The sequence below is a fragment of the Xylanibacter brevis ATCC 19188 genome (genome assembly GCF_000621725.1).
Taxonomy (GTDB): Bacteria; Bacteroidota; Bacteroidia; order Bacteroidales; family Bacteroidaceae; genus Prevotella; species Prevotella brevis.
The window spans coordinates 56879-70370 of record NZ_JHXM01000012.1 but is presented as its reverse complement, the minus strand read 5'-3'; the positions used below and the strand labels follow the sequence as shown (position 1 = coordinate 70370).

Here is a 13492-nt window from a genome sequence, read left to right as displayed (position 1 = left end):
ATGAAAGGCCGTGCACTACAAAAGGTGCACGGCCTTTAGTATTAGGATGAAAGATGAATTACTTCACAACGGTCTTCTTACCATTGATGATGTAAACACCCTTCTGGGTCTTGTTCACCTTCTGTCCCTGAGTGTTGTAAACCTTGCCAGCCTTCGTAGCAGCCTCGATGACGTTGATGCCGTCAACGATGTCTGCCAGGTTGTTGATGGCAGTCTGCAGGTTGGTCTTAGCTGTGGTCAGACTTTCAACGGTAGCATCCTCTGCAGCCAGCGCTGTCTCGGCATCGCTGATAGCAGTGTTCAGAGCAGAAACACTCTCAGAGGTCTTACCAGTAGTGTCAATAGCCTTAGCGGTAGCAATCAGAGCAGCAAGACTATCCTTTGCAGCCAAGAGGGCTGAGTCAACCTTCTCAATCTCGCCCATGTAGATCAGGCGGAAGTTATCGATAACGGTCCAGTCGCCCATCTCCTGACGCTCGTCCTTCTTCACACCGAGTGTGAGCTTGCCATCTTCTTCAACCTCTACCTCAACAGTGGTCCAGTAAGCACCATGTTGGAAGTACTCGATAGCAGCGTTTGGCATGTTGGGGAATGCACCCTTGTCGCTCTTGATTACATCGGTCAAGGCAGGAACGAGGTCAAGCTCATCAGTGATATTAGGCAGGAACTCCTTCTCGTCGTTAGCCATCAGGTAAGCCAGCTGAACAGCTTCCTCACCAGCATTGAAGGCCTCGCGCTGAGCATCGCCGTTACCATTGCGGAAGAAGCCCTGAACAGCAACCACGTACTTACCTGCCTTCAAACCTTCGAGGCTCTGTGTGAACGAGAAGTTCTCTGGCTCGAAGAACTCGTAGGCGTAGTCGGCAGCACGGTCGCCATTACCATCGGTTGTGGTAGAAACGCGAGCACCGCCATTACCGCCTGTGCACTGCTTGTTCCACATGTCGTAGCCGTCCTGACGGTTCAGGCTGGCATTCTTAATCAGGTAAGACACGTCAACGGGATTCTCCTCAGAGGCATCCTCGATCATGGCAGTACGCTCGGCAGGAGTAACAATGATCCACTGGTTCATTGGGTTGTCCAGACCTGTCTGATCGATGCCGATGTTGCTCCAGTACTTCTTGCCATCAGTACCCTTGTTGGGGTTGTAGCCCAACAGGAAGCCGTCCTGACCGTTAGAGCTGATATTGTAAACGCCCTCCTGGCCATCTACAGGCAGGAAGTGCCAGATGTCCTGAGCGGGGGTATCAACATAGCCTTTGTAATTCATCCAGCCGCCACCGCGATCTGTCTTGAACTTGAAGTTGTTGGTCTCAGGTTTATCAAGGTCAACGAGTTCAATCTCGATACCTACCTGGTCAACAGCAGCATGGGTGTTCCAGTCGGAGCCAGTGCCCAGGAACATGCCGGTACCAACGTTGAACAAGTAAACCTTGCCAGCCTTAGGCTCACTGCCCTTGTAAGTACCAGTGGTGCTCAGGGCGTTGATCTTACGAGCAGCGCTCAGGTCGTAGAGAGCCTGCTCAATAGCACCAGCAGTAGTAGCCTCGGCAATAGCTGTCTCAGCAGCTGTGGTGGCATCGTTCAGGAACTTAGTAACTGAAGCAAGTGCGTCAGCATCCACTTCGGTCTTAGCCAGATCAGCAGTAGCCTTCAGAACTTCAATGTTCACAAGTTTGGCTACATTCAGGGCTGCGTTCAGAGTATTAGTAGCAGCTACAATTTCTTCGGCATCCTGTGAAATCAGCTTTGTTTTAGCATCATTCAGAGCCTGAGTTAGTGCTGTTGCCAGAGCTGTCGTTGTGGTTGTTGTGTCGAATGCTTCAGCATCAGCGATTGCGTTACCCAGACTTGTCAGGAGAACTCCCAGGTCGATGCTGCTGCCCAGACTAGTAAGACGGAAGTTGCCAGCGACAACCCAGCTACCATTTACGTTGTTGTACTCGCTCTTTATGCCGATTCTCAAAGTGCCCTCTTGGCCTACTTCGACGGGGAGGGAAACCTTGTACAAACCAGTTTGGAAGTATTCGTTAGCCTGCCAAGGCCAGCATGCGAACTCACCATTGACACCCTCGCGTTTCTCACCAACGCCAGGCATTTTTCCAGCCTCACTAGTTACATTGGGCAGTGCAATCTCCTGATCGTTTGCGAAGAAGAATGCGTTCTTTACAAGTTCCTCACCAGCTTTAACCTTTGCAGCTTCATTATTAGCATCACCATCGCGATAGAAACCATAACAAGAAGCAATATATTTACCAGGAGCAAGACCTGTAATGGTCTGACTCATGTCTGCGCTGCTCTCAAACCACTCAATAACCATCCAAGGTTCGCGGTCAGCACCGCGCATTTGACCTCCGACGCCTTCCCAGCCGCGAGTCCAACCACCATCTACGTTTGCCTTTGAGAAGTTGGGGTTGTTGATTAGGAATGTTACGTCCAAAGGCTTTTGTGCACTTGCCTTCATCATAGCGGTCTTGTAGGCATCAGGTGATACTAGCATCCACTGTGCATAAGGATTGTCCTTGTAGTCATCGCGGTTCCAATCACGCTTCTGTACTGAGTTCCAATAGTGTGTGTTGCCGTCACAAACGTCATCGGCGGGGTCATAAACGAAGTGCCAGTTATAGTTGTCCCACTCACACAGGTTATATACCTTCTCTTTGCCTTCAACAGGAACAAAAGCCAGTTTGTTCTCTCCGTTCTTGTCCCAATATTCCTCGCTCCAGTTCATGCCGTTCCAACCATTGCCACTCAGGTGGAATACGGGGCGACCTGCAGCACCGCTCCATTCGCCATCAGGACGGAAGTGGATAAGCATGCCGGGATTGTCAAGTGCAATGTGGGTGCCCCAGTCGGCTGTAGTGCTGAAGAAAATACCTGCGCCAACATTGTATAAATAGTAGTCGGCTTCCTCGTTGGCAGGTTCAGAGCATTCAATCATGGAAATATCAACCTTCTCGATAGCATTGAGTTTGCGCAGGTTGCGTATCAAACGAAGATGACTGTCGTCATTGGAAGTACCATTAGCGATGTAATCTTCAACGCTTGTAGGTATTGTAATACCTTCGGTCTCGGCTAGGGTAACGGTGGCCTTCAGAACAGCAATGTTCAAAGCCTTTGCTGCATCCAGGGCTGCGTTCAGTGTGTTAGTGGCATTTGTGATTTCATCAACGTCCTCAGAGTCTTGCTTTGCCTTAGCATCATTCAGCGCCTTAGACAGTTCTGTTGCTAAAACTGTAGTTGTGGTTGTTGCGTCGAATGCTTCTGCATTGTTGATTGCAGATTTTAGTGCTGCTGATAGTTTACCGCAGTAAACCAGTTTGAAGTTATCTACAGCAAACCATTCTCGCCCCTGTCCGTCTAACTCTGTATCGTCTACTGTTACACCAATAGTCAACTGGCCGTCGGTCACGTTGAACATAATGGTACCTGTCTTGAAATAGCCGTCAAAGAAATCTCTTGACACCTGGTTGTTGCCACCAGGGAAGAATTTCGTAGGCTCACCATCTCTACCGTCAATGGATTTCTGGAAACCGCTTTCGTTAGCCGTTTTCGATTCTGAATAAATACAAGGAAGATCAATGGTTTTACCATTCATGTATAAGTGAGCACCAATAGGCAGCTCGCCAGTTTCCCATAGACGACGGTTGGTGGGACCCATGTCAAAAGCACTGGGACTGTAAACTCCTTGTGCTTGAAGTGCATAGTAACCATTGGGAATGCCAGTAATGGTCTGAAGAACTCTAGCACCGCGCGCTTTTGATACTACAAGCATACGGTTGCAGTTGTAGCTTGGAGAGGCATCGCCTACGCGGTTTGCTGTGGCACCTTCCATTGGTAAGGTGATTTCCCATGCACTGAAACGCTCGTCGGCATTTGCGAAGTCTGGACTTTGAATTAGCCATGAAACATCAACGGGCTCAGTAGCAGTTTCTAACTGTGCCAGACGTTCAGCGCGGGTAAATAGTTGCCAATTTTGTGCATTACCATTGGCGACAAGATTCTTATCATCGTTAACACTCAACTTTGTATCACCGCTATTGATAGTATAGACATTCTTATAACCATCAATAGTAGTAGGTGTAAAGGACCAAAATGATACAGGACGAGTTGTGTCCAGGTAATATAGGTCATCGGCAGCATTCACGCTGTGATTAGAACCGAACTTAGGATTGATAATCCATGCACCGTTAGAGGTAGTTAGGTTGAAATCAAGACCTCGAGAACCTACCTCAGCACGGGTTGTCCAATTAGAGGTAAGCCTATCGTTGTTCTGTAACCACACATTCTTGTCGATGTTAAAAAGATAAACATCGGAACCGGTGGTGATGTCATTACCTGTCAGCGATTTTAGGTTGTCTGGGTCAGTTGATGGCTCAGGCATTGCCGCCTCCACGATTTTCCAGAACGAACGGTGGTTTGTGCCGCTGACGGCAGCAAAGCCCTGTACCACGCCGCCTTCTTTCCAATTCGCACCAATCGTGCCGCTTTTGAAGTCGTAGGTGGCCTGGTCTGTTGAAGCCATTCCGTACATCCCTTCACCTTCATCAGTACACAGAATGATGCTGATCTCTACAGGTGTGTCGCCAGTGTTGACTTCTACCTCAATGCCTGCCGTGCTCTGCATGTACTTCTGTGTGACAGCATTTTGAACGTAATAGCAGTTCTCGTTGCCAGTGGCAATCAGTTTCCAGTAGGAGTTGTCGTTGAAACTACCCAAGGCCACTTTGCCAGTGCCATTGTCTTGCATGAAGATGTTTGCATCGTTTCGATTGCAGATGGAGTAGGTCTTCTGTTCATCAAACGATTGGGCAAACACGCTTCCTGTCAGTGAGGCTATCAAAAGCCCCAATACGAAAGTCAGTTTTCGTTTCATAAGTTTTTAGTTTGGTTAATAATAATGAATGAAAAACAATAATAAAAATTATGTTTTTTTGTTAGGTTCGGTTCAATTTAAGCGCAAAAATATAGCATTTCCCGTTCTTAGAACGAAAAATGCTATTCATAGAATAAAAAAAACTATTCAGTGTCCTTTTTTGCCTATGAAAACTCCTTGGGCAATATGCCAAACTGCGCTTTAAAGCATTTTGCAAAGTAGCTTGTGGACGAGAAACCGACGCGTTCTGCCACTTCACTGCTGCGACATCCTTCGCGCAGGAGTAGGGCAGCCTGGTTCATACGCGATGTCTTCAGATAGTCTGTCGGCGTCATGCCAGTCAGCGCTTTTATCTTACGATAGAAGCTGCTTCGGCTCATGTTCAGTTGTTCGGCCAGCGTGTCGATAGAGAATTCCTCGTCGCGCATGTTGTCGGCAACAGACTTCTGCAGACGTTCCACAAACTGGATGTCTTGCTGGTTGAGGCCCAGCGGACTGTCGTCTTGCAGGGATGACGAGTTGAAGCCTTCGATGCTCTTCATGCGTTCGTAGAACTGCTGGCGCAGGCGCAGCAGATTTTCTATCTGCAGATGCAGCTGCTTGATGGCGAAAGGCTTCTCCATGTAGATGTCGGCACCGCTCTCCATGCCTTCCACCTTCGACTCTACGGTGGTCTTGGCCGTCAGCAGGATGAGGGGCAGGTGGCTGGTGTTGATGTTGGTCTTGACGTTCTGACACAGTTCGATACCGTCCATGCGTGGCATCATCAGGTCGCTGACGATGATATCTATCTCGCTATAGTTCAGGATGTCGAGGGCTTCTACGCCGTCGTGGGCCTTCACCACCTTGTACCACTGGCGCAGCGAGTCGGCCGTAGCCTTCAGCAGTTCCTCGTTGTCTTCCACCAGCAGGATGGTGTGTTTCTTGGCTGTGGGAGCGGCAGCCGCTTCTTTCGCCTCCTCGGCAACGGGAGCGATGTCTTCCGTGTCAACAGATGGCTCATCGCTGCTCACCAGTGGCAGCGTGATGATGAAGCACGAACCGCCGCCAGGGGCATCCTCATACTGCAGGTCGCCATGGTGCGCCTCGGCCAGCATCTTGGCATAGGCCAGGCCCAGGCCGGTGCCCAGCGAACTGGCAATGTTGTCGTTGCCTATCTGGTAGTAACGGTCGAAGATCTTGTCGCGCTCCTCGGTGGGAACACCCGAGCCATCGTCTATCACCGATATCTTGATCTTCTCATCGTTGCTGACCTCCAGTTTCAGGATGATTTCCCGATTCGTATATTTTAAGGCGTTGCCCACGATGTTCATCATCACCTTCTTCATCTTGTCCAGATCTATCACGGTGGTGACGCCCTCTTCGGGCAGTTGCAACTGTATCTGCTTGCCTTGCACCTTCACGGCATCGAAGAATTGCTTGTAGATGTCGGTCAGCATCTTCTTGATATCCACGTTCTGCTGCATCAGTGAGATGCCGCCATTCTCGGCCTTCTGGAAATCGAGCAGCTGGTTGGTGATGCCCAGCAGGTAGTTCATGTTGCGACGTATCGACGAGAGGTGCTCTTTCAGTTCGCTGCCGCCCAGGGCTTCGCCGCCGTCTATCTTCTCTTGCATCTTCTCCAGTGGCAGACTGATCAGCGTCAGCGGGGTGCGAATCTCATGCACCAGGTCCACGAAGAAGCGAATCTTCGACTGGAAGGTCTGCTTCTCCTGCTCGGTTCTGAATGATTCCATCTGTCGGGCATAGCGGCGCTTCAATCTGCGCTGCGTGCGCATGAAGGTGTGATAGATGAAACCGGCAATCAGCAGCAGATAGAAGATGTAGGCCAGCGTGGTGCGATACCATGGTGGCAGGATGGTAATCTTCAGTCGGGCGATCTCCTGATCGTTGTTGTCGCCCATGCGTCTCAACAGGAACTCATAGTCGCCTGGAGGCAGGTTGGCATAGGTGGCCTCCGAGTTGGAGGTGCCTCGCACCCAGGTCTTGTCGAAACCCTCCAGCATATACTCGTATTTGGCAGGAGGCATACCGCAGAAGCGTGACGAGGCGAAGTGCAGCGTAAAGCTGTTGTCAGAGTAGGGGAGCGTGATGCTTTCCTTGGTGTAGAGCAGCACGTCGAGTCCCAGTCTGCGCAGTTCTTCCTGGTCGTTGTCGATATAGGGGAAGTTGATGCTCTGGATATAGACGTGCTCCAGGTCGAGCACGGGCTTCAACTGTTGGGGCACGAAACTGAACAGGCCGTTGGTGGTGCCAAAGAGCATGTAGCCACAATTGGGGTTGCACGACACGTTGGCCTCCTGGTTCTGGATGGTGGCATAGAGCTGGATGTCGCGGAGGTCGCGCGAAGGCGTGATGCGCACAATACCTGCCGTAGAACCCATCCACAGGTTGCCCAGTTTGTCTTCCTCGATAAAGGTGATGGCCAGTCCGTGAATGGCAGAACCATCCACGTCGTAGCGTTCAAAGTCCTTGGCATCGGGCAACATTCTGTACAAGCCGCCGCCATTGGTGGCCAGCCATAGCACGCCCTGCGAGTCGCAGTGAATCACGTTGGCAGCCTGGAAACCGATGGCGTTTGACTGGAAGAAGTCAAACCACTCATTCTTGGGATCTTTTCTATACAGGCCTTTGTTGGCCGACGAAGCCCACAGCCAGCCTTTGTCTGTCTCGGCTATGGCAACAAAGGGGGTCATAGCGCTGATGCTGGCATAGCTGCGGAAGTGGTCGTTCTGGCGATTATAGTGTGAAAGTCCCCAGCTTGATAGAATGTAGATATCACCATTCTTTGCCCGGAATATCTTGTTAATCTCGTTGCTGGGAATGGTGTAGGGTACAGAACTCGAGAAGGTAAAATTGCGAACAGCACCGCTCTGTGTGTCAATGACGCGGATGCCCTGATGGCGCGTACCTATCCAGAGGTTCTTGCCGTCGAGCATGATGCTGCTGATCTCCTGAGGCAGCTGTGCGTGGCTGTAGGTGCTGACCACGCGTGTGCTGGTGTTCAATCGGAACAGCTCGTGGTCGGAGGCTATCCACACTTCGTTGCCCTCACCCATACACAGCGCGTTGATGTTGATCTGTCTGTGCTGCTGTGTGGCGAGTGGGAGTTCCAGCATCCTGATGCCGTGGTTCTGTGTGGGCAGGATGTTGATACCTTCGGTCTCGGTCAGTACCATCAGCGAACTGTCGGCATCCCACACCAGGTGGTTGATGTTGTCGCTGTTCAGCAGATAGCCGGGGGTGTTGTTGGCATTGATAGGTTCTAGGTGTCCGCTTTCGGGATAGAATCGGAACAAGCCGTTCTCGCAGGCCGTCAGGATGTGGCCGCTGGCATCAGAGGTCAGATGGCGAATGCCGCCCACCTGTGACAGTTGCCATTGCTGTCCTGCGTTCTCGTGGTGCAGACTGAGCTGCTTCAGCGTATTGTTGAAGCCCAGCCAGAGATGGCCGTTGCAGCGCGTCATGCTGATGGGGTTCTTGTCGTCCTTATAACCTTCCACCTTGTGCGAGCGCAGGAATTGTCCGTCGCTGCGGTAGATGGCCAGTTCGCCCGAGAACGTAGCCGCATAGATCAGACCGTCGCTGTCCATCTCGATGTCGCAGAAGAAGGTGCCGTGTCGGCTGTCCTGATACAGACTGTCTTTCTTCGAGTCGTAGATGAAGAGACCCTGTCCCTGGGTGGCTATCCAGATAAGTCCATTGTCGGTGTTGATCATCTTTGGCACAGCGGTACTGATGACAACGCCATAGCGGGTTTTCTTCTCAAAGCGGTTGTACTTGTTCTGTTGTCTGTCCAGCACGTACAGGCCTGCCGTACCGCCCAACCAGATGTTCTTCTCGTGTTCAAAGATAGAGATGATGGTGTTGGTCTCGTTGGGGTTTTGCTTGATAAACATGTCGCGATACACGTGTACACGCATACCGTCGAAGTAGTTCAGACCGTTCTCCGTGCCTATCCACAGCAGTCCGTAGCTGTCGCGCAGTGCGCAAAGGGTGGCATTGGTCGATAGGCCCGTTGAAGTTGAGAACCTATTCACATTGATGGGCTGAGCCAGCACGTTGTGTAGTAGCAGGCCCCCCATATATAATATAAGGTATAGTCTTCGTAGATTCATTTGTTATCCGATAATGTATTTGCTTTTGGGTAATAACGAAAGTAGTTTGGTGGTGATAGCGCAGCATACGAAGGTGAGCACGGCAATCGCGGGGATGGCCAGTGCCACGGGGATGCTGGGTTCAGAGGCATCGCCATCGATGATCCAGGCTGCAATGGGCGCCAGGAAGAACAGATGCATCAGATACATGCCGTAAGACAGTTTCGATAGCGAGGTGATGAGGGCAGGTGCTTTCGCCTGACGAATGCAGGTGAACAACAGAAACAGACCAAAGGTGGTAATGAGCACGTTCAGCGTGCAGAACTCCCACGACCATTCCAGCATTGGTGTCTCGATGAGCAGTCCTGGCTCACCTTTCCACCAGAAACTCCAGGCGGTGAAGGCGGCGCCACCCACAAAGGCGATGGTGCCTACGGTCAGTCGCTTGCGCTGATTCCAGGTGAGGTGATAGCGGATGTAGTGGGCCAATACCAGATAGCCCAGGTAGCCCGAACAGTACCAGAACATGGAGAACTGGTTCCAGAAACACTCACCCCACAACTCGGCCGACACAAAGCGGTGTAGCCAGGGGATGATGGTGGTGAAAGCAAAGATGCCAATGAAGATAAGCTCCTCTTTGGCCGTGGCACGTTCCAGCCAGGGCGATACCACCGGTATGATCAGGTAGAGACTAATCAGCGGATACATGAACCACAGGTGTCCTGCCATTGAAGGGAAGTTGAAAGGCAGCAGTTGCAGGTCGGCCATTGATTGTTCCCATGTCATGCCACCCCATGCCAATGGCAGGAAGGTGTAGAGCAGCAGAAAGACAAACATGGGTGGAAGGATGCGCATAAATCGCCGACGATAGAATTGCACCATCGTGGTTCCAGGCTTCATCGGTACCAGCAAGAATGCTGACACAATCATGAACAGCGGTACGGCTACACGTCCCAGCGCTCCATCGTAGAAGGCAACCCAGAATCGATTGCTCTCGTTGGCCAGCATTGATACATTGCCAGCCAGCCCTGAAGCGTCGGCTCCATAGAAATTTTCACTGGCATGTACCAGCATCACCAAGAAGCATGCTACTACGCGAAGGTAGTCAAGGAACGTGATTCGCTCTTTCATTTATATTATTGTTTAATTGATGCGCAAATATACTAAATAATTCATACTCTGACAAGTAGAAAAAGAAGAATTATGTGACGATTAACAGATATTTTCCTTTTTTGAATAGTTTCTTTCCTTCCTTTTTATTATTATATTATAATTTTGCTCCCAGAAATATATGCTATCAGTTTCAAACCAATAAAACCAAATTATTATTAACTCAAAACTCAAGTTTTATGAGAAAATTATTACTATTCGTAATGAGCTTGTTGGTTGGCGGCACTATGCTTGCTCAAAGCTCAAACGTTGAGGTGGTTGACAACTTGTCAAAGTACACCGGTACGGAGACCTTCGTCTTTAACAAGGCGGATGGCAAAGTTTACGTTCGTAACAATTGCAATAGCTATGAACTCTATGGCGTTTATGAGAAGGTGAATTCTTTGAAGATTACACAGCCTGATTTGCAGGTGGGTGAATATTTGAAGGCTCCCGATGGCGCTTACATCAATCTGGGCTACATTCCTAAGAACAATACCCGTGCGGTGGCTGTCATCAAGGCTTCTGAAGGTCCCAACTGGAAGGCTGTCTATGGATGTGGTTACGAGAAGGATGGATGGAAAGACCGTTTCTGCTTCTTCTCTACCAATGCTACCATCGACCTTGGCGGTGAGACTGGCGACAAGTCTCAGATGGTCTATGGACAGAAAATCTGGACCGTGCTGGATGCAGCTGAAGGTACGCTGAAGATTTATGAAGATGAGCAGATGACCAATCTGAGAGGTACTGTGACTGACTCACCAAAGGGCGAGACAAATACTTGTAAGACACCTCTGTATGTATTCGCTCAGAACAAGGATTATCCTGCCGAGGTAGGCGATCGTGTTCAGACCGACTGCTACAACCCTTACATCGAGCTCTACAACCTGAAGATCTACGAGGGTGAGACACTGATTTTTGACCTCATCCCCGTTCTTTCTAACAGCAAGGGCGCTCTGAAGGATAAGGTTTCTGGCAAGATCTTCTATTCTGAGAACGACAAACTGTTCGAGGTAGGTGGCATTGAGGGTGGTATTACCGTATATCCTGGTAAGATGGTTTACAACACCACCGATAATAAGGTATATAAATATAATGGTACAGAGTTCGAACTCTGCGGCAATGGTGAGCGCACACTCGCTCCTATCGCTTCTACCGAATACAAGAACATGAAGAACTGGATTTGTCCTAACGAGCACTGGTCTTCTGTTTATGGCGAAGGCACACGTATTGGATGGGACGAGTCAACTGGTGTCAACAGTCTTAATCCTTATGTAGGTACAGGCGGTTGGGAGCCTCTGTCTTACAAACTGACTGTAGAACCTTACAAAGACTACAACGTATCGTTCACCTACAGCACTGGTGGCTGGGGCACATGGGACGGAAACCACAACGAGACCGATAGCCCAACAACTCTTCCTTTCAAGATTATCGATCGTGAAAACTACAATCACGGCAATGGTCGCTATAACGACGAGGGCCTGATTGCCTTTACAAAGATTTCTCCAGAAGCAACTGACGGCAGCAACTATAACGTTGACTTCACTTCTACCACTGACATTGCTACATTCATCCTCCAGTTTGGTGTTGTTGACGATGGTGAGCACACCCCTGCCTACTGGTTCAACTTCTCTAACTGGTCTGTTCAGGAGTATGTCTATCCCGAGTCTTATCCTGCAGTAAACCCCTTCGGTCCACTGTTGGCCGACCTGATTCCTGCTGTCGAGAAATACGATGGTAATATCACTACAGCTCTGAAAAACGTGCTCGACGAAGCTCTGAATAGCGCTAAGGCTGTTGCAGAAAGCAGCGATCTGGCTGCTCAGAAAGAGGCTTACGATGCCCTGAAACTGGCTTTCGACAATGTGAAGGCCCTGAATGCTGACAACTTCAACGCACTGAAGAACACTATCGCACTGGCTAAAGAAGAAGGCGCAGAGGCACTCGATGCTGAGTCTTTCTTCGAGACCGGTACTACCAACGATGATCTGAACAATGCACTGAAGAGTGCTCGTATTGCTCGCAAGCAGAACGTGGCTGAGCGTCAGCCCAACGTATTCAAGGGTAACGCTCCTGCAGCTGGCAATTTCTATCTCTACAACGTAGGTCAGCAGCGCTTCCTCACTGGTGGCTCTGACTGGGGTGCACACGCTGCTCTGGGCATGCCTGGCACATTGGTTACTCTCGAGCCAAGCGGAGCAGAGGATGGCTACTTCATCAATACCCACCTTCCTAATGGTTCAGATGATAATGGTACGAAGGAATATATGAACTATCGTGGTTATATGGACTGCTCTAAGGTTGATGACTGGCGCTTTGTTGAGGTTGGCGATGGTAAGTACAACATCTATCAGTATGACTATAAAGATGTATATGTGAAGTACAATCCCGATGCAAGTGTCAACGAAGGCCAGGGCGACTGGAATACCGTTGGTACAGAGAACCACCTGCCTGATGGTCAGACCGTAGTAGATCCCGAGGATCTCGATGCACAGTGGATCCTGGTAACTGAGGAAGAGCGCCTAGCACTGATGGAGCAGGCTTCTATCGATAATCCTGTTGATGTTTCGTTCTTGATTGTTAACCCTGGTTTCAACCAGCGCGCAGAACTTGAATCCGTATGGTCTTTATTTGACGCTAGCGTTTGGGGTCGTGGTGATAATCACAATGACTTCACCGTTGAGGCATGGAACAAGTTAAGCATGGCTCTTGACCAGGAGATTAAAGGCTTGACACCTGGTTTCTATGAGGTATCTGTTCAGGGCTACTACCGCGATGGTAACTTCAATAATCAGGTAAGTGTTATTTCTGATAATGGCGAGGCTCTCCAGTTGGCTACCTTCTATGGAAATGATGCTGAGACTCTCCTGCCTAACATTGTGGAGTGTGCTGATAAGGCTCCTGGCTTGGGTTCTAAGTCTGATATTGGCGAACTGCCTAACAACTGCGACCAGGCAGCTCAGTACTTCCAGAATGGTCTTTATAAGACATCTATCATTGCGGAAGTTAAAGCAGATGGCAAACTCAACCTTGGTATCTATAAAGATGATGCTGCCAATACAGAAGACTGGGTTGTTGCCGACAACTTCCGTATGAAGTACTTGGGCACCACTAAGCCCGACACTGAAGGCATCAGCGAGAAAGTGATTCCTTCTGCACAGCAGAACAAGATCTTCAACCTGCAGGGTGTTGAGCTGAAGAAGGCCGAGAAGGCTGGTCTCTACATCAGCAACGGTAAGAAGTTCATCAAGAAGTAATCCAATTCCCTTTTACGGGAAACCATTCATCAAGGTCTGCGTTGAAAAAACGCAGACCTTTTTTAGTGCTCTTTTCAGAAAAATATTGTACCTTTGTCAGCAGAATCAAGAAC

Annotated in this window: 4 protein-coding genes; 1 reads left to right on the top strand and 3 read right to left on the bottom strand. The window is 49.8% G+C overall.

What is annotated here, in order from left to right; all coding sequences use genetic code 11:
- Nucleotides 1-58 precede the first annotated feature (58 nt).
- The 3 genes from T433_RS0108065 to T433_RS0108055 form a co-directional block, all read right to left on the bottom strand.
- Nucleotides 59-4876 carry an FIVAR domain-containing protein gene (locus T433_RS0108065; RefSeq protein WP_027455456.1) on the bottom strand — a complete coding sequence of 1606 codons (4818 nt, stop codon included), beginning with the start codon at nucleotides 4874-4876 and terminating at the stop codon, nucleotides 59-61.
- Between the two features lie 164 nt (nucleotides 4877-5040).
- Nucleotides 5041-8994: a hybrid sensor histidine kinase/response regulator transcription factor gene (locus T433_RS0108060; protein ID WP_027455455.1), complete on the bottom strand. Its 3954-nt coding sequence runs from the start codon at nucleotides 8992-8994 to the stop codon at nucleotides 5041-5043.
- 3 nt (nucleotides 8995-8997) lie between these two features.
- Nucleotides 8998-10104: an acyltransferase gene (locus tag T433_RS0108055; RefSeq protein WP_027455454.1), complete on the bottom strand. Its 1107-nt coding sequence runs from the start codon at nucleotides 10102-10104 to the stop codon at nucleotides 8998-9000.
- A 218-nt stretch (nucleotides 10105-10322) separates the two neighbouring features.
- On the opposite strand from T433_RS0108055, the gene T433_RS0108050 reads away from it, so the two are divergent.
- Nucleotides 10323-13379, top strand: coding sequence for a hypothetical protein (locus tag T433_RS0108050; RefSeq protein WP_155808434.1), 3057 nt, complete (start codon nucleotides 10323-10325; stop codon nucleotides 13377-13379).
- The last annotated feature ends 113 nt before the right edge of the window (nucleotides 13380-13492 follow it).

What these genes read in the sequence shown, in the direction of transcription:
- T433_RS0108060 (WP_027455455.1), bottom strand. Translation starts at nt 8,994, where the DNA reads ATGAATCTACGAAGACTATACCTTATATTATATATGGGGGGCCTGCTA.
- T433_RS0108050 (WP_155808434.1), top strand. Translation starts at nt 10,323, where the DNA reads ATGAGAAAATTATTACTATTCGTAATGAGCTTGTTGGTTGGCGGCACT.
- T433_RS0108065 (WP_027455456.1), bottom strand. Translation starts at nt 4,876, where the DNA reads ATGAAACGAAAACTGACTTTCGTATTGGGGCTTTTGATAGCCTCACTG.
- T433_RS0108055 (WP_027455454.1), bottom strand. Translation starts at nt 10,104, where the DNA reads ATGAAAGAGCGAATCACGTTCCTTGACTACCTTCGCGTAGTAGCATGC.